Below are 19,452 nucleotides of genomic sequence, written 5' to 3'. Positions count from 1 at the left end.
GAGGATCGGCTCAGGCGAGCTCGTCCACGTCGTCGAGGTCGACCGCGACCGAGCTGACCAGCGCGAGCAGCGCCTCCGCATAGGCGTTCTCGGCGATCTCGTCCTCGAAGTCGCGCTGCTCGCCGGCGAGCTCGACGGTCACGGCGAAGCGCACCGGCCCGCCGTCCGCGACGCGGCGCAGCGAGCGGAACGTGCCGCGCAGCAGCTCGCGCAGCTGGTCCTCGCGCGGCAGCCAGAGCGAGTCGTCGAGCGCGACGGAGTCGAGCGCCCACTCGGTCGTGCCGTTGAAGCCGAGGACGGTGCCCGTCTCGTACTCGTGCGGCTCGATGGTCATGTCGCTCACGGTGAAGACGTCGCCGTCGAACCCCTCGCGCTCGATGCGGAAGCGGTCGCCGGTGACCGGTGCCCAGCGCAGTCCCGCGGTGCGCAGCGCCCTGGCCAGTTCGAAGGAGATCATCCCCCGATCATGGCGCGCGTTCCCGGACGGAGGCCGCGAAGACGGGACCGCGGCCCCGATGTCGGTGGGTGAGTTTACGTTCATGAAACGTCCGGTTCACAGGCCGGGCACCCGCACTGCATAGCGTGGCTCACTGTGCCCCTTTCAGGGGCGAGGGTCGCCGTCGACGTGCGGTGACGCACCACCGCTCCCCGGAGCGGCGATCGAGAGGACCACCATGCCCGACTCCCCCGAACTCCCCGCGCAGAGGCCCCGCGCCCGCGCTCCCCGGAGAGGCCTCGCACTCGCGGCCCTCGCCGGCCTGGCCCTCGTCGCCTCGCCGCTGGTCGCTGCGCCCGCCACCGCCGCTCCGAGCGGGGACGAGCTGGTCATCAGCGAGGTCTTCGCCCGCGGCGGCTCGGCCGGCGCGACCTACAGCAACCGCTTCGTCGAGCTCTACAACCCGACCGGCGCCGACGTCGCGCTCTCGGGCCTCTCGCTGCAGTACCGCTCGGCCACCGGCACGGCGAACCCGACGACGACCGTCGCGCTCACCGGCACCGTCCCCGCCGAGGGCCACTTCCTGATCGCCGGCGCGAGCAACGGCACCAACGGCGCGCCGCTCCCCGCCGCCGACCAGACCGCGAACGGCCTCAACATCGCGGCCGCGGGCGGCACGCTCTTCCTGGTCGAGGGCACCGCGACCCTCGTCGCCCCGCCGACCGGCACCGCCGAGCAGCCCGAGGCGGTCCTCGACCTCCTCGGCTACGGCACCTCCAACACCTTCGAGTCGGCGGCCGCCACGGCGCCGACGCTGACCGAGTCGATCGCCCGCGCCGACTCCGCGACCGGCGACACCGACTCCAACGCCGCCGACTTCACCGTCGGCGCGATGACCCCCGAGGCCGCCGGCGGCAGCACCCCGGAGCCGACGCCCGCGCCGACCGGGACGCCGACCCCCACCGCGACCCCGACCGCCCCGCCGACCACTCCGCCCACCACCGCGCCGACCGTCTCGATCGCCGAGATCCAGGGCACCGGAGCCGCGTCCCCGCTCGTCGGGCAGACCGTCACCACCACCGGCGTCGTCACCGCGCGCTACCCCACCGGCGGCTACAGCGGCTACGTGATCCAGACCGCCGGCACCGGCGCGCAGACCACCGGCCGCACCGCCTCCGACGCCGTCTTCGTCTACTCCTCCGCCTCGGTCGGCGCGGTCGCGATCGGCGACAACCTGCGCATCACCGGCGCCGTCAGCGAGTTCAACGGCCTCACCGAGCTCACCCCGACCTCGGCCGCGACCGTCGAGAAGCTCGGCACCCCGGCCGTCGCGCCGATCCCGGCCGCCGTCGGCCTCCCCCGCACCGTCGAGGAGCGCGAGACGCTCGAGAGCATGCTGATCGCCCCGCAGGGCGCGTTCACCGTGACCGACACCTTCGACCTCAACAGCTTCGGCTCCGTCGGCCTCGCCGCCGGCGACTCGCCGCTGCTGACCCCGACCGAGGTCGCCCGTCCCGGAACGCCCGAGCTGGCCGCGGTCGTCGCCGACAACGCCGCGCGCGCGATCGTCCTCGACGACGGCGCCTCGATCAACTTCCTCGGCGCCGCCGCGAACAAGGCGATCCCGCTGCCCTACCTCACCCCGACCGAGCCGATCCGCGTGGGAGCCCCGGCGACCTTCACGACCCCGGTCGTGCTCGACTACCGCAACGGCGGCTGGTCCTTCCAGCCGACGACGCAGCTGACCGTCGAGAACGCCGCGACCGTCCAGCCCGCGACCTTCGCGAACACCCGCGAGGCGGCCCCCGAGGCCGTCGGCGGCGACCTCTCGATCGCGTCCTTCAACGTGCTGAACTACTTCTCCACCACGGGTGACTCGATCACCGGCTGCACCTTCTACACCGACCGCGACGGCGACCCCGTCACGGTCAACAGCGGCTGCGACGCCCGCGGCGCCGCGAACGCGGACGACCTCGAGCGCCAGCAGGCCAAGATCGTCACCGCGATCAACAGCCTCGGCGCCGGCGTCGTCTCCCTCGAGGAGATCGAGAACTCGGCCAAGTTCGGCAAGCCGCGCGACGAGGCCCTCGCCACGCTGACCGCCGCGCTGAACACCGCCGCCGGCTCGGAGCTGTGGGCGTACGTGCCCTCGCCCGCCGCCCTCCCCGCGCTCGCGGACGAGGACGTCATCCGCACCGCGTTCATCTACAAGAAGGCCGTCATCGAGCCGGTAGGCGAGTCCGTCATCCTGAACGACGGCGCCGCCTTCTCCAACGCCCGCAAGCCCCTCGCCCAGGAGTTCCGCCTGATCGGCGACAGCGCCAGCGAGTTCGTCGCGATCGTGAACCACTTCAAGTCGAAGGGCTCCGGCTCCGGAGTCGACGCGGACCAGGGCGACGGCCAGGGCGCCTCGAACGCCTCCCGCGTCAACCAGGCCACCGCGCTCGTCGCGTTCGCCGACCGCCTGAAGACCGAGAAGGCGACGGACCTCGTCTACCTGCTCGGCGACTTCAACGCCTACTCGCAGGAGGACCCGATCCAGGTCCTGCGCGACGCGGGCTACATCGACCAGGGCGCGAAGGACGGGAAGTACTCCTACTCCTTCGACGGCGCGGTCGGCTCGCTCGACCACGTCTTCGCCTCCCCGGCGGCCGACGCGACCGTGACCGGTGTCGACACCTGGAACATCAACAGCGGGGAGTCGGTGGCGCTGGAGTACAGCCGCTACGACTACAACGCGACGATCTTCTACGACACCTCGGCCTACCGCTCGAGCGACCACGACCCGGTCGTCGTCGGCCTGGACCTGCCCGAGACCGCGCCGGCGACCGTGATCGACGTCGCGACCAGCGCGAAGACCACGCGCCTCGCCGTGCTCCGCACGCTGACGGTCACGGCCGTCAACAACGGCCCGGAGGCGGTCGCGATCGAGATCTCGACGCCCTACGGCACGCGGACGAAGAGCTCGGTGAAGCCCGGCCAGTCGTTCACGACCTCCTACCTCACGGTGCTCCGCCCGATCAAGGCCGGCACCGCGACGATCGAGGTCACCGCGAAGGACGGCACGGAGCGGACGTACCAGCAGGCGTACCGCGCCCGCTAGAGCACCGCGCACGACCGACCGCCGGGGCGGGCCCGCTGAGAAGCGGGCCCGCCCTCGTCGCGCCACCCCTGACGCCCCGCGGTCCCGGCTCCTAGAGTGCGGAGCATGCCCGAGGGAGACAGCGTCCACCGTCTCGCCGCCCGTCTGAGGCGGGCGGCGGACGGCCGGACCGTGGCGGACGGCGAGCTGCGCTCGGGCGACGCCGCCGGCAGCTCGCTCGAGGGCCTGCGGATCCTCGAGCACGACACCCACGGCAAGCACCTGCTCACCCGCTTCTCCGGTGACCTGACCCTGCACACGCACCTGCGGATGCAGGGCTCGTGGACGGTCACCTCGCCCGGCCGAGCGGTCCCGCGGGCCGTGCAGAAGGACGTCCGCGTCCGGCTCCGGCTCGACGACGGGGTCACCCTCTGGGGCGTCGACCTCCCCGTCGTCGAGCTGCTGCCGACCCGCGACGAGGCGCGCGCGGTCGGCCACCTCGGGCCGGATCCGCTCCGCACCGACTGGAGCGCGGAGGAGGCCGTCGCTCGCCTCTCCCGCACACCGGAGCGGCCGGTCGTCGCCGCCCTGCTCGATCAGCGCCTGATGGCGGGCCTCGGCAACCTCTGGGCCAACGAGATCTGCTTCCTCCGCGGGCTCTTCCCCTGGCGGCCCGTCGGCACTGTCGACGTCCGCGCCCTGGTCGCCACCGCCGCCCGGGGCCTGCGCGCGTCCGTCACGGTGCCCGGGATGTTCCAGACCACCACCGGCGACACCCGCCGCGGCGAGCGGCACTGGGTCGCGGGCCGCGCCGGCCGGCCGTGCCTGCGCTGCGGCACCACGGTCCTCGTCCGCGCCGAGGTCCGCGACGACCCGGAGCAGCGGCGCACCTGGTGGTGCCCGCACTGCCAGCCCGAGCTCCCCTGAGGCGGGCCGTGCCCTCGACCGCCCGCCTGCGTAGGCTGGGCGCAACGAGCGGAGGGGTGTCATGAGCGACAACGTCTGGGGGTCCCCGGACCCGTCGGCCCGGCGCGATCAGCCGTCGGCGACCGGGGTCGAGCGGAGCTCCGCAGCGCAGCCGCCCGCCGAGAACGCCGCCGAGAAGCCGGCGGAGGTCGAGCTCGCCCGCCCCGAGGACATCGAGCGGGCGCAGGCCGTCAAGGACCTCAAGCGCCGCCGCGACTTCGCCGGCTCGGTCGGCGGCTGGATGACCGTCTCCGCGATCAGCACCGGCGTCTGGTTCGCGACCGGCGCCGACGGCTACTTCTGGCCGATCTGGCCGATGCTCGGCATCGGCATCGGCGTGGCCAGCCAGGCGGCCGCCCTCTGGGGCCCGGCGAAGAAGGAGATCACCGAGGCGGACATCGCCGCCCAGATGCGCAAGCGCGAGCTCCGCGGCCGCTGACCCCCGACACGACGGAGGGGTGGATCTCGATACGCCCCTCCGGGGCTACTCGATCAGCATGATCTTCCTCCCGCGCCCCAGGTGACATCCCCTCGCAGACTCGCACCTCATACCGGCCGCGCCGCCGCTCCATGCTGGTCGAGCAGCCGCGCAGCGGCGTATCGAGACCCACCCCCCCCGACAGCACCCGCCCCGCCCGGCACCGCCCTCCCAGGAGTCCCGTCGACCCCGGCTGCTAGGGTGCGTGTCGAGCGTGCCGACGTCCCGACGGCTGCGCTCACGGCACAGCGTGGCGCGCCGGACCCGAGGCGTGCCGCCTCCGGCACCGCCCACTGACGGTTTGGACACCCTTGGCCGACTCCTCCTCGCCCTCCTCCGCGCAGCCTCCCTTCGACGCGTCGCAGTTCCACGAGCTCCCGCCGAAGCGGCCCTCCCGTCGAGCCGTCGTGCTCGGCGCGGTCGGCGCCGGCCTCGGCCTCGTCGCCCTCGGCGGCGGCGGCTACGCCGCCTATCGCGCCCTGCAGCCCGACCAGCCCGGGGTCTCCGGCGAGCCGGGCACCCCGGCCGCCGAGCTCGACCTGCTGGCCGGCGTCCCGACTCCGACGCCCTCCTTCGGCCCGAACGGCACCCACTGGCCCTCGCGGACCCCGTGGTTCACCGGTGACGTCGACCTCGAGGTCGAGGTGGAGTGCTCCTGGTCGGCGATCAGCGAGGCCATCACCACGGCACTCGACACCGCGGGCCCCGCCGACACCGTCCGCATCCTCGTCGCACCGGGCGAGCTGCCCGGCGGCGGCGCCGGCTCGAGCTCGTCCCCGATGATGCAGGACATCGGCACGCTCGATCGCGACACCCGCGTCCTCGTCTACCCGCGCGACGGCTGGGGCACGGTCACCACCGCCAACTCCTGGCGCCTGCTCCGCGTCTACAACGTCGCGCTCGTCGGGATCGTCACCAACGGCGCCTTCCTCGCCTCCGGCTGCAGCAGCTCGGCCTTCGCGCGGATCACCACCAACGCCTACAACGTCTACGGCGTCGACGGCACCGACTTCACCGAGAACGTCGAGCTCGTCGAGGTGGTCGTCCCGGACGCCCAGCTCCGCGACGAGGACGTCTCGAGCATGCGCACCCCCACCGACGGCGCGGGCGGCCTCCGCCACATCTTCCGCATCGGCTGCTACACCGCCCCGGCGTACAAGGAGAAGGGCTCCGGCGCCCACACGGACACGGTGCAGTTCTCCGGCCAGGGCGGCAACTACTACGGCGACATCACGAGCATCGACTGCATCGACTTCGCCTCGACGAACACCGCGTTCCAGATCGGCTCGGCCGAGAACGTGCGCTACCAGCACTGCCTGGTCGTGGGAGCGGACGTCGTGAAGCGGGTCTTCCCGGTGCCGGACGAGGCCGACCAGGACGGCAGCTTCGGCGCCTCCAACGGCCCCGGCGTCGAGTTCGGCTGCTCGGCGCTCGACAGCACCTTCATCGGGCCGATGGGCGCCGCGACCTGGGCGTCGGTGACGAACTCGACCGCCGGCTACGAGACCAGCGGCGCGGCACCGAAGGAGGGCGAGTGGATCATCGACGAGTCGATCCTCGAGTGGAGCGCCGACGACGTGCACGAGCGCAGCCCGCAGGTGACGAGCGAGTACCTGGCCCAGATCTGGGCCTGATCGGCCGAGCACCGACCGTCCGACCACCTGACCGGCCGGGCACGTGAGCGCGCGGCTGCCGGCGCTCAGCCCGCGTGCCGCCCGGCCCGCGCCGGACGCGTCAGCGCGACGAGCGGCGCCGGCACCGTGAAGAGCGGATCCCCCGGGATCAGCGCCAGCACCCGGCGGATCCCGAGCGAGAGCGCGACGATCGCCGCCGTGAGCACCAGCGGGTAGAGCAGCGCCGCCACCGGCTTCTCGAGCAGCCCCGTCAGCCAGGCGGCGTCCGGGTTCGCGACGAGCGACCACAGCCCGAGCAGCGGCACCTGCAGCAGGTAGATCGGCAGCGTCCGCCGCCCGATCGCCGAGCCGACCCGCGCCGCCGGCGCCCAGCGGCAGAGCAGAGCCGCGCAGGCCACGGCGAGCGGGATCGCGCTCGCGCTCACCACGAAGCCCGCGATCTGCCCGGCCGCCCCGTCGACGACGCGCCCGCCCACGACCGCCACCAGGAACACCCCGAGCGGCACGAGGAGCACCAGCACGCCCGGCCGCGAGAAGCGGCGCAGTTGCTCCGCCCCGAGGACGCCGAGCGCGAAGAAGACGAAGTTGGCCAGCAGCGCGTCGCCGAAGAGGATCACCCGCAGGTTCGTCGCGAGGAACCAGGCGGCGGTGCCGAGGAGCAGGATTGCCCACCACGGCACCCGCAGCGCCCGCAGCAGCACCAGCACGAGCGGGTAGAGCGCGAGCGCGAAGAGGAACCAGAGCGTGGTCGTCGGGAAGACGGACTGCAGGAGGACGCGGTCGAGCGAGTCGATCGAGTGCGGGAAGTCGGGGCGCGCGAGCAGGGCGAAGAACACGGCGTAGAGCACGACCCACACCGCGTAGAGGTAGTAGTTCGAGACGAGCCGCACCCGCGCGGAGCCGCGACGCCAGCCGCGCAGCAGACCGGACTGCGCCAGGAGCCCCGCCAGCGCGAAGAGGATCGGCATCCGGATGCGCCCGAGCGAGCCGCCGACCTGGTCCCAGAGCGCGGCGACCGAGGATCCCGGATCGGCGACGGTGGCGAAGCTCCAGATCAGGACGTGGAAGAGGACGACCGCCAGGACGCCGAGGCCGCGGGTCGTGTCGATCCAGGCGAGCCGCTCGCGCGCGACGAGCGCGTCCCCTGATCCCGTTGCCACGCGACCCAGTATGAGGGCTCGATGTGTCGCGGAAAACGCGACGTGCGGCGCGCGGCGTCGGTTCGCGGTGGCGGCTCGCGGCGTTCGGCCGCGCGCCGGACGTCGGTTCGCGCCGTCAGCTCGCGCCGTCGAGCCGCCCGACCGCGGTGACCCGCACGACCGCGGCGCCCGCCTCGTCCGACTCCGCGAGATCGACCGTGGCGGAGATCCCCCAGTCGTGATCGCCGGCCGGATCGTCGAGGATCTGCCGCACCCGCCACTCGGTCGGCGTCTCGGTGACGAGCAGCATCTTCGGTCCGCGGGCGTCCGGCCCGATCCCGATCGAGTCGTGCTCGTCGTAGTAGTCGTCGAGCGCCTCTCCCCAGGCGTCGGCGTCGAAGCCGGCCGCCGCGTCCAGCTCGCCGAGCGCCTCGTGGTCGTCCAGCGCCGCGAGCGTGACCCGCCGGAACAGCTCGTTGCGCACCAGCACCCGGAAGGCGCGCTGGTTCGCGGTCAGCCGGCGCGGAGCGGGCGGCACGATCGCCTGGTCGGCGGCGTGGAGGGCCGGGTTGACCAGCTCCTCCCACTCGTCGACCAGCGAGGAGTCGACCTGGCGCACCAGCTCGCCGAGCCACTCGATCAGATCGTGCAGCTCCTCGTTCTTGATCTCGTCCGGGATGGTCTGCCGGGCGGCCCGGAACGCGTCGGAGAGGTAGCGCAGCACCAGGCCCTCCGAGCGGGAGAGCTTGTAGAACGCGCAGTACTCGCCGAACGACATCGCGCGCTCGTACATGTCGCGCACCACCGACTTGGGCGAGAGCTCGAAGTCGCGCACCCAGGGCTGCACGGCGGTGTAGGTCTCGAAGGTCGCCTCGAGCAGCTCCTGGAGCGGCTTCGGGTGCGTGACGCTCTCGAGCAGCTCCATCCGCTCCTCGTACTCGATGCCGTCCGCCTTCATCGCGGCGACCGCATCGCCCCTGGCCTGGAACTGCTGGGCGCCGAGGATCTGCCGCGGGTCGTCGAGCGTCGCCTCGAGCACCGAGATCACGTCCAGCGCGAAGGTCGGCGACTCCGGGTCGAGCACGTCGAACACGGCGAGCGCGAACGGCGAGAGCGGCTGGTTGAGCGCGAAGTTCGGCTGCAGATCGACGGTCAGCCGGATGCGGACCACGCCGTCGGCGTCGACGATCTGCTCGACCACCTCCGCGGTGCGGAGCGTGCGGTAGATGCCCAGCGCCCGTCGGGCCAGCTGCAGCTGCCGCTTCCACGGCTCGTGGTTGTCGAAGATCAGCGCGTGCACGTTCGCGAAGACGTCGCCTCCGCGCGCGATCACGTTGAGCAGCATCGCCGAGGTGATCGTCATGTGCGAGGTGAGCGTCTCGGGCTCGGCGTCGACGAGCTTGCGGAAGCTCGGCTCCCCCCAGCTGACGAAGCCCTGCGGCGCGCGCTTGCCGACCCACTTGCGCCGCTTCTTCGGGTCGTCCCCCATCTTGTCGAGCGCCTTGCGGTTCTCCGACTCGTGCTCCGGCGCCTGCACCACCACGGTGCCCGCGGTGTCGTAGCCCGCGCGGCCGGCCCGCCCGGCGATCTGGTGGAACTCGCGGGCCGAGAGCTGGCGGCTCTTCACGCCGTCGTACTTGGTCAGTGCGCTGAGCAGCACCGTCCGGATCGGCACGTTGATGCCGACACCGAGGGTGTCCGTGCCGCAGATCACGCGCAGCATGCCCTGCTGGGCCAGCTGCTCGACCAGGCGGCGGTACTTCGGCAGCATGCCCGCGTGGTGCACGCCGATCCCGAGCCGGAGCAGGCGCGAGAGGGTCTTGCCGAACGCGGTCGTGAAGCGGAAGCCGCCGATCACCTCGGCGATGCGGTCGCGGTGCTCGCGGGTGGCGATGTTCGCGCTGGTCAGCGCCTGCGCGCGCTCGAGCGCGGCGGCCTGGGAGAAGTGCACGATGTAGACCGGCGCCTGGTTCGTCGAGAGCAGCTCCTCGATCGAGTCGTGGATCGGCGCGATCTCGTAGAAGAAGTGCAGCGGCACCGGCCGCTCGACCCCGGTGACCGTCGCGGTCTCGCGCCCCGTCCGCCGGGTGAGATCCGCGGCGAGCGCCGTCACGTCGCCCAGCGTCGCCGACATCAGCACGAACTGCACGTGCGGCAGCGTCAGCAGCGGCACCTGCCAGGCCCAGCCGCGGGCCGGGTCGGCGTAGAAGTGGAACTCGTCCATCACGACCTGGTCGACGTCGGTCTCGGCGCCGTGCCGCAGCGCCAGGTTCGCGAGGATCTCGGCGGTGCAGCAGATGATCGGCGCGTCCGGGTTCACCGAGGAGTCGCCGGTCACCATGCCGACGTTCGCGGCGCCGAAGACGTCGACCAGCGCGAAGAACTTCTCCGAGACGAGGGCCTTGATCGGCGCGGTGTAGTAGCTGCGCCGCCCGTTCGCCAGCGCGGCGGCGTGCGCCCCGATCGCGACCAGCGACTTCCCGGTGCCGGTCGGCGTCGACAGGATCAGGTTCGCCCCCGACGAGATCTCGATCATCGACTCGTCCTGCGCCGGGTACAGCGGGAGCCCGCGCGCCTCGGCCCACTCCGTGAACGCCAGGTACACCGCGTCGTCGTCGACGCGCCCGTCGGCGTCGGGCGTCGGCATCCGTTCGAGCAGGGTCGCAGTCATCCCCCCATCCTCCCCGAGTTTCCTGCGCAGGCCCGCCGCGGCTCGAGTAGTCGCGCAGCGCCCCCTCCACGCCGGCCGAGTAGCCGCGCAGCGACCCTTCCATGCCGGCCGAGCAGCCGCGCAGCGGCGTATCGAGACCCACCCACCGGACGACGGTGGATCTCGATACGCCCTCTCCGAGGGCTACTCGATCAGCATGCTGATGCCGCTGAGCGGACGCGGAGCGGCCGTCCCTGCCGGATGAGCAGCCGCGCAGCGGCCCCTCCATGCTGGTCGAGTAGCCGCGCAGCGGCGTATCGAGACCCACCCACCGGACGACGGCGGATCTCGATACGCCCTCTCCGAGGGCTACTCGATCAGCATGCTGTTTCCAGCCGCTCAGCCGCGGAGCGGCGTAACGAGACGGCCCGCGGGTCAGGCGAGCGCGCGCTCGACGTACGGGCGCAGGTCGGCGGCGAGGCGCAGCTCGCCGGCGGCCTCGGCGTCGAGGAGGGTCCGCGCGTCGTCCGCGCGGCGCTCGACGAACCAGCGGCGCAGCGGCACGGCGCGCTCAGGGCGCGAGAGCAGCTCGATCGCGTCGCCGGCCTCGATGCTCCCCCGGTGCAGGACCCGCAGGTAGGCGCCGGTGCGCCCCTCGTCGGCGAAGCGCTTGACCCAGTGCGGCTCGCCGAGCACGCGCTGGAAGGTCGCGCACGGCGTCCGCGGCATCGTCACCTCGACCTCGACCTTCTCGCCGATCCGCCAGCGCTCCCCGATCACGGCGCCGATGAGATCCAGCCCCTCGACGCGCAGGTTCTCGCCGAACCGTCCGGGGGGCATCTCGTAGCCGAGCCGCTCCGCCCACCACTCGGCGTCTTCACGGGCGTAGGCGTAGAGGGCCTTCGCCTCGCCGCCGTGGTGCGCGCGGTCGGCCTGCACGTCGGCGTAGACGCCGAGATCGCGGATGACGACCGGCCCCTCGACGGGGCGCTTGTCGATGGCGGTCACGCCGACCAGGCCCGGGTCCGGGAGCAGGCGGTCGACGCGGCAGACGGCGAGGAGTCGGGGCATGCGGTCATGCTCTCACCGCACGGCCCTGCTCGCGTGCCGAGGCTCGCCGGTGGGCGATGCGCAGGTGCTCGCCGCGTAGGCTCGCCGGGTGCGCGCCGCCCTCCCCGCTCCCCGTTTCGATCCGCTCGTCCTCGACGGCCTCGCGGAGGGCTACGCCGGCGACACCGGCGCCCGGGAGCACGCGGAGGGCCTCCGCTTCGACGGCGTCGACCTCACCGGCGCCGACCTGACGGCCGCCTCGCTCAGCGAGTGCGTGCTCGACGGCGTGGTCCTCGAGCGGGCGCAGCTGCGGGCCGCCTCCCTCGTGGAATCGCGGCTCGAGCGGCTGGACGTGCCGGGGCTGTCCGCGCCCCGCAGCCGCTGGCGCTCGATCGAGCTCGCGTCCTCCCGGCTGGGCTCGGCCGAGCTCTACGAGAGCACCTTCGAGCAGGTCCGCATCACGGACTGCAAGCTCGGCTACGTCAACCTGCGCGGAGCGACCCTGCGCGACGTCCTCTTCGAGCGCTGCACGATCGACGAGCTCGACCTCGGCGGGGCCACCGGTTCGCGAGTGGCCTTCACCGACTGCGACGTCCGCTCCCTCGAACTGCCCGGCGCGAAGATCCAGGACCTCGACCTGCGCGGCGCCGAGCTGCACGTGCTCGGCGGTCTCGACGGACTCCGCGGCGTCGCGCTCACGGAGCTGCAGCTCAGCCTGATGCTGCCGCTGTTCGCCGAGCACTTCGGCGTGCGGATCCTCGGCTGAGGCGCACCGCCGGTCCTATGCGCGCCGTCACCCGATCCGCCGGCTGAGCGCGCGGCGCCCGAGCAGGAACACTCCGAGCACGATCGACGTGACGACCACGAAGCTCAGCTGCACGCCCTGCCCGGAGAGCACCCGCAGCAGCATCCCGCCGGCCACGGTCACGACCCAGACCACGAGGCCGGAGACGAGGATGCGATCCGGCGTCCGCCAGGCGCGCGCGATCACCCAGCCCAGCAGCAGCGCCGCGAGGAAGGGCCAGAGCGTCACGAGGAAGCCCTCGAGCACCGAGTCGCCGTCGTGCGTCCGCCGCCCGATCAGCACGAAGACCGCGACGAGGAGGACGTCCGCCGCCAGGCCGAGCCCGGCGCGGCGGGTCACGCCGGCTCCGTCACGAAGTCGATCAGCTGCTCGACCCGGCCGAGCAGCGCGGGCTCCAGGTCCTTGAAGGTCCGGACCTGCCCGAGGATGCGCTGCCAGGCGCGCGCGATGTCGGCCTGCTCGTCGTGCGGCCAGCCGAGCGCCTGGCAGATGCCCTTCTTCCACTCGATCGAGCGCGGGACGTCGGGCCAGCGCTCGAGGCCGACGCGGGCCGGCTTGACCGCCTGCCAGACGTCGACGAAGGGGTGCCCGACCACGAGGACGTGCGCGCCGTGCGGGCCGGCGGCGACCGCGTCGGCGATCCGCGACTCCTTCGACCCGCGGACGAGGTGGTCGACGAGCACGCCGATCCGCCGTCCGGGCCCGGGGGCGAAGGCGCGGACCAGCTCGTCGAGGTTGTCCACCCCCTCGATGTACTCGACGACCACGCCCTCGATCCGCAGGTCGTGCCCCCAGACCTTCTCCACCAGCTCGGCGTCGTGGCGGCCCTCGACGTAGATGCGGCTCGGCAGCGCGACGCGCGCCTTCGCGTCCGCGACGTGGAAGGAGCCGGAGGCGGAGCGCGCCCGGCCGAGGTTCGCGTCGCGCTTGAGGCCGGGCGCCTTGAGCGACACCGGCTTGCCGTCGATCAGGAAGCCGGGGCCGATCGGGAAGACGCGGACCTTGCCGAAGCGGTCCTCGAGCTTCACCATCCGCAGCTCCACGCCGACGACGGCGCCGACGAATCCGGAGGCGATCTCCTCGACCACGAGATCGCGCTCGGCCTCGACCACCGCGACCTCGACCGTGTTCTTCGCCCGCCAGTTCCCGGCGAGCACGTCCTGCCCGTACCTGTCCTCGTCCATCGCCTCGAGGGTAGCCCGCTGCTGCGGATGATCATCACTCTCGATTGCCCGAATGTATTGCGATGCGTTTATGGATCTGGTCCACTGGTCCTGGCCGCCGACCGGTGGCCGCGTTCCTCGAAAGGCAGCACCATGAGCAGCACCGACCTCCACGCCGAGCACGACCTCACCGAGCACCAGCACGGCGACGGCTGCGGCCACACCACCGTCCAGCACGACGACCACGTCGACTACGCGCACGGCACCCACCGCCACGCCCTGCACGGCGACCACTACGACGAGCACGGCGCCCACGCCGAGCACGTCGCCGCCGCCGACCAGTCCTGACCCGTCGGGCGGATCTCGATACGCCCCCTCCGGGGGCTACTCGATCAGCATGAGCGGCCCATGCTGGTCGAGTAGCCGCGCAGCGGCGTATCGAGACCCCGCCGCCGGCGAGCATGACGCCGCGAGACCCCGCTCCCAGCCGCGGTGAGTAGGCTGGCGGGGATACAACGTGCTCCGGGGTCGGTGAGAGTCCGAACCGGCGGTGACAGTCCGCGAGCCGCTGACCACTTCGGTGGGAGGCGGTTGACCTGGTGGAATTCCGGGACCGACGGTGAAAGTCCGGATGGGAGGCAGCACGAGCGTCGCGCGCGAGCGCGGCGCTGAACGACGGTGCCCGCGCACCGCCGCTCGCACCCCGGAGTTCGGCGACGAACGGAACCGGGAATGACGATCGACTTCGAGCACGCGATGCGCAGGGCGCTGGCCCTCGCCGAGCGCGGCCCCGCCCGCGGCGTGAACCCGCGCGTCGGCTGCGTGCTCCTCGGGCCCGACGGCACCGTGCTCGCCGAGGGCTGGCACCACGGCGCCGGCACCGCGCACGCCGAGGTCGACGCCCTCTCCGCCCTCGCCCCCGGCGCCGCGACCGGCGCCACCGCCGTCGTCTCCCTCGAGCCCTGCAACCACACCGGCCGCACCGGCCCCTGCAGCCGTGCCCTGATCGACGCCGGCGTCGCCCGCGTGGTCTACGCCGTCGGCGACCCCGGCGACCGCTCGGCCGGCGGCGGCGACACCCTGCGCGCGGCCGGCGTCGAGGTGATCGAGGGCGTCCTCGCCGAGGAGGCGGAGGAGTTCCTGCACGTCTGGCTCGCCGCGACCCGCCGCCGCCGCCCCTGGGTGACCCTCAAGTGGGCGTCCACGCTCGACGGCCGCACCGCCGCCGCCGACGGCAGCAGCCGCTGGATCACCGGCGCCGCGGCCCGGCAGCGCGTGCACGAGCAGCGCGCCGCAGCGGACGCGATCCTCGTCGGCACCGGCACGGTCCTCGCCGACGACCCGAGCCTGACCGCCCGCGGCGACGCCGGCGAGCTCCTCGCCGAGCAGCCGCTCCCCGTCGTCGTCGGCACCCGCGCCGTTCCCGCCGGCGCCCGCGTCCTCGAGCACCCGCGCCCCCCGGTCCTCGAGCGCACCCACGACCTCGCCGCGGTCCTCGACCGCCTCTACGACGCCGAGATCCGCCACGTCTACGTCGAGGGCGGCCCGACGCTGGCCTCCGCCCTCGTCGCCGGCGGACTCGTCGACGAGTTCCTCGTCTACCTCGCCCCGGCGCTGCTCGGCGGCCCGCGGCTCGCCCTCGACGACCTCGGCGTCGAGAGCATCGCCGGCGCGCACCGCCTCGATCTCCGCTCCGTGGAGGTCCTCGGCGGCGACCTCCTCGTCACCGCCCGGCCGGGCTCCCCCGCCCGCCGGCAGCCCGCCCCGCAGAAGGAGTCCTGATGTTCACCGGAATCATCGAGGAGGTCGGCGTCGTCACGGCCGTCTCGGCAGGGACCGACGCGATCCGCCTGACGGTGCGCGGCCCGCTGGCCGTCGAGGGCGCCCGGCACGGCGACTCCATCGCGGTCTCGGGCGTCTGCCTCACCGTCGTCGACCAGTCGGCGGACGGCTTCACCGCCGACGTGATGGCGCAGACCCTGCGGATGTCCACGCTCGACGGCGTCGCGGTCGGCGACCCCGTCAACCTCGAGCGCGCGGCGCTGGTCGGCGACCGCCTCGGCGGCCACATCGTCCAGGGCCACATCGACGGCACCGCGACGCTGCTCGCGGTCACGCCCGGCGACGCCTGGCGCGTGCTGCGCTTCTCCCTCCCGCCCGCGGCCGCTCCCCTGGTCACCGACAAGGGCTCGATCGCGGTCGACGGCGTCTCGCTGACGGTCTCGGCGATCAGCCCCGCCACCGAGCCGGAGCAGTGGTTCGAGGTCTCGCTCATCCCCGAGACGCTCGCCGCCACCACCCTCGGCGCCCGCGCCGTCGGCGACCGCGTCAACATCGAGACCGACATCCTCGCCCGCCACGTCGAGCGGATGCTCGCGCTGCGGTCCGCCGCCGACGAAGGAGGCCGGGCATGAGCCTCGCCACGATCCCCGAGGCCGTCGCGGCCCTGCGCGCCGGCCGGCCGATCATCGTCGCCGACGACGAGGGCCGCGAGAACGAGGGCGACGTCATCGTCTCGGCCCAGCTCGCCAGCCAGGAGACGATCGCCTGGATGGTGCGCCACTCCTCCGGCTTCATCTGCGCGCCGATGACGAACGAGATCGCCGACCGCCTGGAGCTTCCGCTGATGGTCGTCGACAACGAGGACCCGCGCGGCACCGCCTACACGATCTCGGTCGACGCCGCCGACCGCCTCTCCACCGGCATCAGCGCGTCCGACCGCGCGCACACGCTCCGCGTGCTGGCCGACCCGGAGGCGACCCCGGCGCGACTGCACCGGCCCGGCCACATCCTGCCGCTGCGCGCCGTCGAGGGCGGCGTGCGCGAGCGCGACGGCCACACGGAGGCCGCCGTCGACCTGATGAAGCTCGCCGGGCTCGAGCCCGTCGGCGCCATCTCGGAGATCGTGGCCGAGGACGGCGAGATGATGCGCCTCCCCGGCCTGATCGCCCTCGGCGAGCGCGAGGGCGTGCCGGTGACCACGGTGGCCGCCCTGATCGCCTACCTCGAGGAGCACCACGCCGAGCTGGACGCCTCGAGCGTGGAACCCGCCCGGGACACCCCGCGGGTGATCTTCGAGGTCGAGACGACCGTGCCGACCACGCACGGGCCGTTCCAGCTGCGCGCCTACCGCGACCGCCAGACCGGCGCCGACCACGTCGCCGTCGTGGCGGGCGGCATCGGCGACGGCCACGGCACGCTCGTGCGGGTGCACTCCGAGTGCCTCACCGGCGAGGCATTCGGCTCGCTGAAGTGCGAGTGCGGACCGCAGCTCGACGCCGCGCTCGACACGATCCAGCGCGACGGCGGCGTCGTGATCTACCTCCGCGGGCACGAGGGCCGCGGCATCGGCCTGATCAACAAGCTCCGCGCCTACCGCCTCCAGGAGGACGGGCTCGACACCCTCGACGCCAACCTCGCCCTCGGCCTGCCCGCCGACGCCCGCGACTACGGCGCCGCCGTCGGCATCCTCGAGGACCTCGGCGTCACCGACGTCCGCCTGCTCACCAACAACCCGGAGAAGGTGCGCCAGCTCACCGACCGCGGCATCACCGTGTCCGAGCGCGTGCCGCTGATCGCCGGCGTCGGCGCCTTCAACCAGGGCTACCTCGCGACCAAGCGCGACCGGATGGGCCACTTCAGCGATCTCGACCCCCTCGTCGGACTCGACCCCCTCGACGCCGGACCCGCCGGCGCGACACCGAAGGAGTAAGCCATGGCCGGTAGCGGCGCCCCCACCACCTCCCCCGTCGACGGGAGCGGCCTCCGCGTCGTCGTCGTCGCGGGGACCTGGCACCAGCAGATCAGCGACGGGCTGATCGCCGGCGCGAAGGCCGCGCTCGACGAGTCCGGCGCCTCCTGGTCGCTCGTGCGCGTCCCGGGCTCGTTCGAGCTGCCGGTGGCCGCGAAGGCCGCCCTCGAGGCCGGCGCCGACGCGGTGGTCGCCCTCGGCGTCATCATCCGCGGCGGCACCCCGCACTTCGAGTACGTCTCGGACGCGGCGACCTCGGGGCTGACGAACGTCTCGATCCAGACCGGCAAGCCGGTCGGCTTCGGCGTGCTCACCCTCGACACCGAGCAGCAGGGCATCGACCGCGCCGGCCTGCCCGGTTCGAAGGAGGACAAGGGCCGCGAGGCGGCGGAGGCGGCGATCGCGACCGCGCTCGTCCTCCGCGAGCTGCGCGGCTAGCCGCGACCCCGCGCGCCGACGCCCCCCTTGTCGGGGGCGTCGGCGCACTTCGCGGAGAGGCGCTCTTGCTGAGAAGACCCGGAGTAAAGTGGACGGGTCGTCACGAGCGGCCCTACCCTCCCTCCCCCTCGGCCCCCGCGGCCCGCAGCGCCCGATCGACGCCGCCCCCGCCGGCACCGGGAGACCCCTCCACCGGAGCAGCCCTCTTCCATGTCTTCTTCCCGTACCGCAGCCGACGCTCCCGCCGCCGCCCCGCAGAACTCCCGGGGCCGGGTCATCCTGGCGAGCCTCATCGGCACCTCGATCGAGTTCTACGACTTCTACGCCTACGCGACGGCCGCCGTCCTGGTCTTCCCGTCGCTCTTCTTCGTCAATGAGGACCCGGCGGTCGCCCTCCTCGCCTCCTTCGCGGTCTTCGGCGTCGCCTTCATCGCCCGCCCGATCGGGTCGATCATCTTCGGCCACTTCGGCGACCGCGTCGGCCGCAAGGGGACCCTCGTCGCCTCGCTGCTCACGATGGGCATCGCGACCTTCCTGATCGGCTGCCTGCCGACCGCCCTCACGCCGGGCTGGGAGTTCCTCGCTCCGTTCCTGCTCGTCGTGATGCGCTTCTGCCAGGGCCTCGGCCTCGGCGGCGAGTGGTCCGGCGCCGCGCTCCTCGCGACCGAGAACGCTCCCGCGAACAAGCGCGCCATCTACGGCACGTTCCCTCAGCTCGGCGCCCCGATCGGCTTCATCGTCGCGAATGTGCTCTTCCTCGTGCTGGCGAGCACCATGAGCGACGAGACCTTCGCGGCCTGGGGCTGGCGCGTGCCGTTCCTCGCGAGCGCCGTGCTGGTGATCGTCGGCCTCTACGTGCGCCTCAAGCTCGTCGAGACCCCCGCCTTCCAGAAGGTCGTCGACAACGGCGAGGTGGCCAAGCTGCCGCTCGCCCGCGTCTTCAAGACCAGCTGGCGCCCGCTCATCCTCGGCACGTTCATCATGCTGGCGACCTATGTGCTCTTCTACCTGATGACCACGTTCACGCTGACCTACGGCACCACGCCCTCCGACGCGGCGACCCCGGGCCTCGGCTACAGCCGCAACGACTTCCTGATCATGCTGATCGTCGGCGTCGTCTTCTTCGGGATCTTCACGCTCGTCTCCGGCCCGCTGGCCGAGAAGTTCGGCCGCCGCCGCACGCTGCTCGTCGTCACCTCGGCGATCCTCGTCTTCGGCCTGCTCTTCGTCCCGCTGTTCAGCGGCGGCTTCGCCGGCGTGATGGCGGTGCTGATCCTCGGCTTCACGCTGATGGGACTCACCTTCGGCCCGATGGGCGCCGTCCTGCCCGAGCTGTTCCCGACCAACGTCCGCTACACCGGCTCGGCGATGTCGTACAACCTGGCGTCGATCCTCGGAGCGGCGCTCGCGCCGATCATCGCGGTGGCGCTCTGGCAGTCGGCCGGCGGCAGCACGCTGCTGGTGGGCCTCTACCTCAGCGGCGCGGCGGTGCTCACGCTCATCGCGCTGCTGCTCTCGAAGGAGACGCAGCACACGGCGTACCACGACAACGTGTCGTAGGACGCTCCTGCTCACCGCCTGTCCGGCCCGTCGGTTCCCCCGGCGGGCCGGACCCGTCTCCGGGCCCGTGCGAGAGGACGCGGCGCCGACCCTTCATGCTGGTCGACCCTTCATGCCGGTCGACCCTCCATGCGGGTCGACCCTTCATGCTGGTCGACCCTTCTCATGCTGGTCGAGTAGCCCCGCAGGGGCGTATCAAGACCCACCGTGGTCAGCAGGGCCGGTCCGCAGACTCGCGTTCTGACGCCGGCGGATCTCGAGACGCCCGCTCCGCCGGCTACTCGATCAGCATGGCGTCCC

17 protein-coding genes and 1 riboswitch are annotated in these 19,452 nt (G+C 72.9%); of the genes, 11 read left to right on the top strand and 6 right to left on the bottom strand.

Features of this window, described 5'->3' with window-relative positions; all coding sequences use genetic code 11:
• Positions 1-10: 10 nt before the first annotated feature.
• Complete coding sequence (locus tag MT355_RS02990) at positions 11-457, bottom strand: hypothetical protein (protein WP_123705172.1); 447 nt, start codon at positions 455-457, stop codon at positions 11-13.
• Between the two features lie 217 nt (positions 458-674).
• Between MT355_RS02990 and MT355_RS02985 the strand changes: the two genes are divergently transcribed.
• From MT355_RS02985 to MT355_RS02970, 4 genes are all read left to right on the top strand, one after another.
• Positions 675-3,539, top strand: coding sequence for an ExeM/NucH family extracellular endonuclease (locus MT355_RS02985; RefSeq protein ID WP_243598470.1), 2,865 nt, complete (start codon positions 675-677; stop codon positions 3,537-3,539).
• Between the two features lie 105 nt (positions 3,540-3,644).
• Positions 3,645-4,445, top strand: coding sequence for an Fpg/Nei family DNA glycosylase (locus tag MT355_RS02980; protein ID WP_243598469.1), 801 nt, complete (start codon positions 3,645-3,647; stop codon positions 4,443-4,445).
• Positions 4,446-4,506: 61 nt separating this feature from the next.
• The gene (locus MT355_RS02975) at positions 4,507-4,923 is read left to right on the top strand and encodes a 2TM domain-containing protein (RefSeq protein ID WP_243598468.1); all 417 of its coding nucleotides are present in this window, start codon (positions 4,507-4,509) and stop codon (positions 4,921-4,923) included.
• 350 nt (positions 4,924-5,273) lie between these two features.
• Positions 5,274-6,596 (top strand): hypothetical protein, encoded by a 1,323-nt coding sequence (locus MT355_RS02970; RefSeq protein WP_123705176.1) that lies wholly within the window; start codon positions 5,274-5,276, stop codon positions 6,594-6,596.
• 65 nt (positions 6,597-6,661) lie between these two features.
• Here MT355_RS02970 and MT355_RS02965 read toward each other — a convergent pair whose 3' ends face one another.
• The 3 genes from MT355_RS02965 to MT355_RS02955 all read right to left on the bottom strand — a co-directional run bounded on the left by MT355_RS02965 (position 6,662) and on the right by MT355_RS02955 (position 11,456).
• Positions 6,662-7,756, bottom strand: a complete 1,095-nt coding sequence (locus MT355_RS02965; protein WP_243598467.1) for an acyltransferase — start codon at positions 7,754-7,756, stop codon at positions 6,662-6,664.
• Positions 7,757-7,871: 115 nt separating this feature from the next.
• The gene (locus tag MT355_RS02960) at positions 7,872-10,406 is read right to left on the bottom strand and encodes an RNA helicase (RefSeq protein ID WP_243598466.1); all 2,535 of its coding nucleotides are present in this window, start codon (positions 10,404-10,406) and stop codon (positions 7,872-7,874) included.
• A gap of 414 nt (positions 10,407-10,820) precedes the next feature.
• On the bottom strand, positions 10,821-11,456 hold the full coding sequence (locus MT355_RS02955) for an MOSC domain-containing protein (protein ID WP_243598465.1): 636 nt from the start codon (positions 11,454-11,456) through the stop codon (positions 10,821-10,823).
• An 88-nt stretch (positions 11,457-11,544) separates the two neighbouring features.
• On the opposite strand from MT355_RS02955, the gene MT355_RS21520 reads away from it, so the two are divergent.
• Positions 11,545-12,201: a pentapeptide repeat-containing protein gene (locus MT355_RS21520; protein ID WP_243598464.1), complete on the top strand. Its 657-nt coding sequence runs from the start codon at positions 11,545-11,547 to the stop codon at positions 12,199-12,201.
• Positions 12,202-12,228: 27 nt separating this feature from the next.
• Here the strand turns inward: MT355_RS21520 and MT355_RS02945 are convergent, their stop codons facing one another.
• Entirely contained in the window at positions 12,229-12,579 is a 351-nt protein-coding gene (locus MT355_RS02945) for a DUF3054 domain-containing protein (RefSeq protein WP_243598463.1), read from the bottom strand.
• Positions 12,576-13,424 carry a DUF3097 domain-containing protein gene (locus MT355_RS02940; RefSeq protein ID WP_243598462.1) on the bottom strand — a complete coding sequence of 283 codons (849 nt, stop codon included), beginning with the start codon at positions 13,422-13,424 and terminating at the stop codon, positions 12,576-12,578. Before MT355_RS02940 ends, MT355_RS02945 begins: the two co-directional genes overlap by 4 nt.
• Before the next feature lie 132 nt (positions 13,425-13,556).
• Here MT355_RS02940 and MT355_RS02935 point away from each other — a divergent pair, with 132 nt between their 5' ends.
• The 6 genes from MT355_RS02935 to MT355_RS02910 all read left to right on the top strand — a co-directional run bounded on the left by MT355_RS02935 (position 13,557) and on the right by MT355_RS02910 (position 19,152).
• Positions 13,557-13,751 carry a zinc transporter permease gene (locus tag MT355_RS02935; RefSeq protein ID WP_123447667.1) on the top strand — a complete coding sequence of 65 codons (195 nt, stop codon included), beginning with the start codon at positions 13,557-13,559 and terminating at the stop codon, positions 13,749-13,751.
• Between the two features lie 166 nt (positions 13,752-13,917).
• Positions 13,918-14,051: riboswitch (FMN riboswitch) on the top strand.
• 84 nt (positions 14,052-14,135) lie between these two features.
• Positions 14,136-15,185 (top strand): bifunctional diaminohydroxyphosphoribosylaminopyrimidine deaminase/5-amino-6-(5-phosphoribosylamino)uracil reductase RibD, encoded by a 1,050-nt coding sequence (ribD, locus tag MT355_RS02930; protein ID WP_243598461.1) that lies wholly within the window; start codon positions 14,136-14,138, stop codon positions 15,183-15,185.
• Positions 15,185-15,817 carry a riboflavin synthase gene (locus MT355_RS02925; protein WP_243598460.1) on the top strand — a complete coding sequence of 211 codons (633 nt, stop codon included), beginning with the start codon at positions 15,185-15,187 and terminating at the stop codon, positions 15,815-15,817. Before ribD ends, MT355_RS02925 begins: the two co-directional genes overlap by 1 nt.
• Positions 15,814-17,115, top strand: a complete 1,302-nt coding sequence (gene ribA / locus MT355_RS02920) for a GTP cyclohydrolase II (RefSeq protein ID WP_243598459.1) — start codon at positions 15,814-15,816, stop codon at positions 17,113-17,115. Before MT355_RS02925 ends, ribA begins: the two co-directional genes overlap by 4 nt.
• 3 nt (positions 17,116-17,118) lie before the next feature.
• Positions 17,119-17,592: a 6,7-dimethyl-8-ribityllumazine synthase gene (gene ribH / locus MT355_RS02915; RefSeq protein WP_123447670.1), complete on the top strand. Its 474-nt coding sequence runs from the start codon at positions 17,119-17,121 to the stop codon at positions 17,590-17,592.
• Positions 17,593-17,802: 210 nt separating this feature from the next.
• Positions 17,803-19,152 (top strand): MFS transporter, encoded by a 1,350-nt coding sequence (locus MT355_RS02910; RefSeq protein WP_123705187.1) that lies wholly within the window; start codon positions 17,803-17,805, stop codon positions 19,150-19,152.
• Positions 19,153-19,452: the final 300 nt, after the last annotated feature.

Source organism: Rathayibacter sp. VKM Ac-2929 (genome assembly GCF_022815495.1).
GTDB lineage: Bacteria > Actinomycetota > Actinomycetes > Actinomycetales > Microbacteriaceae > Rathayibacter > Rathayibacter festucae.
This window is presented reverse-complemented; position numbering and strand designations above follow the sequence as displayed.

Bases quoted from the DNA above. Each gene is read 5' to 3' on its own strand.
- MT355_RS02925 (WP_243598460.1), top strand. From the start codon at position 15,185: ATGTTCACCGGAATCATCGAGGAGGTCGGCGTCGTCACGGCCGTCTCG.
- MT355_RS02940 (WP_243598462.1), bottom strand. From the start codon at position 13,424: ATGGACGAGGACAGGTACGGGCAGGACGTGCTCGCCGGGAACTGGCGG.
- ribA (WP_243598459.1), top strand. From the start codon at position 15,814: ATGAGCCTCGCCACGATCCCCGAGGCCGTCGCGGCCCTGCGCGCCGGC.
- ribH (WP_123447670.1), top strand. From the start codon at position 17,119: ATGGCCGGTAGCGGCGCCCCCACCACCTCCCCCGTCGACGGGAGCGGC.
- MT355_RS02975 (WP_243598468.1), top strand. From the start codon at position 4,507: ATGAGCGACAACGTCTGGGGGTCCCCGGACCCGTCGGCCCGGCGCGAT.
- MT355_RS02960 (WP_243598466.1), bottom strand. From the start codon at position 10,406: ATGACTGCGACCCTGCTCGAACGGATGCCGACGCCCGACGCCGACGGG.
- ribD (WP_243598461.1), top strand. From the start codon at position 14,136: ATGACGATCGACTTCGAGCACGCGATGCGCAGGGCGCTGGCCCTCGCC.
- MT355_RS02980 (WP_243598469.1), top strand. From the start codon at position 3,645: ATGCCCGAGGGAGACAGCGTCCACCGTCTCGCCGCCCGTCTGAGGCGG.
- MT355_RS02985 (WP_243598470.1), top strand. From the start codon at position 675: ATGCCCGACTCCCCCGAACTCCCCGCGCAGAGGCCCCGCGCCCGCGCT.
- MT355_RS02935 (WP_123447667.1), top strand. From the start codon at position 13,557: ATGAGCAGCACCGACCTCCACGCCGAGCACGACCTCACCGAGCACCAG.
- MT355_RS02955 (WP_243598465.1), bottom strand. From the start codon at position 11,456: ATGCCCCGACTCCTCGCCGTCTGCCGCGTCGACCGCCTGCTCCCGGAC.
- MT355_RS02910 (WP_123705187.1), top strand. From the start codon at position 17,803: ATGTCTTCTTCCCGTACCGCAGCCGACGCTCCCGCCGCCGCCCCGCAG.
- MT355_RS02990 (WP_123705172.1), bottom strand. From the start codon at position 457: ATGATCTCCTTCGAACTGGCCAGGGCGCTGCGCACCGCGGGACTGCGC.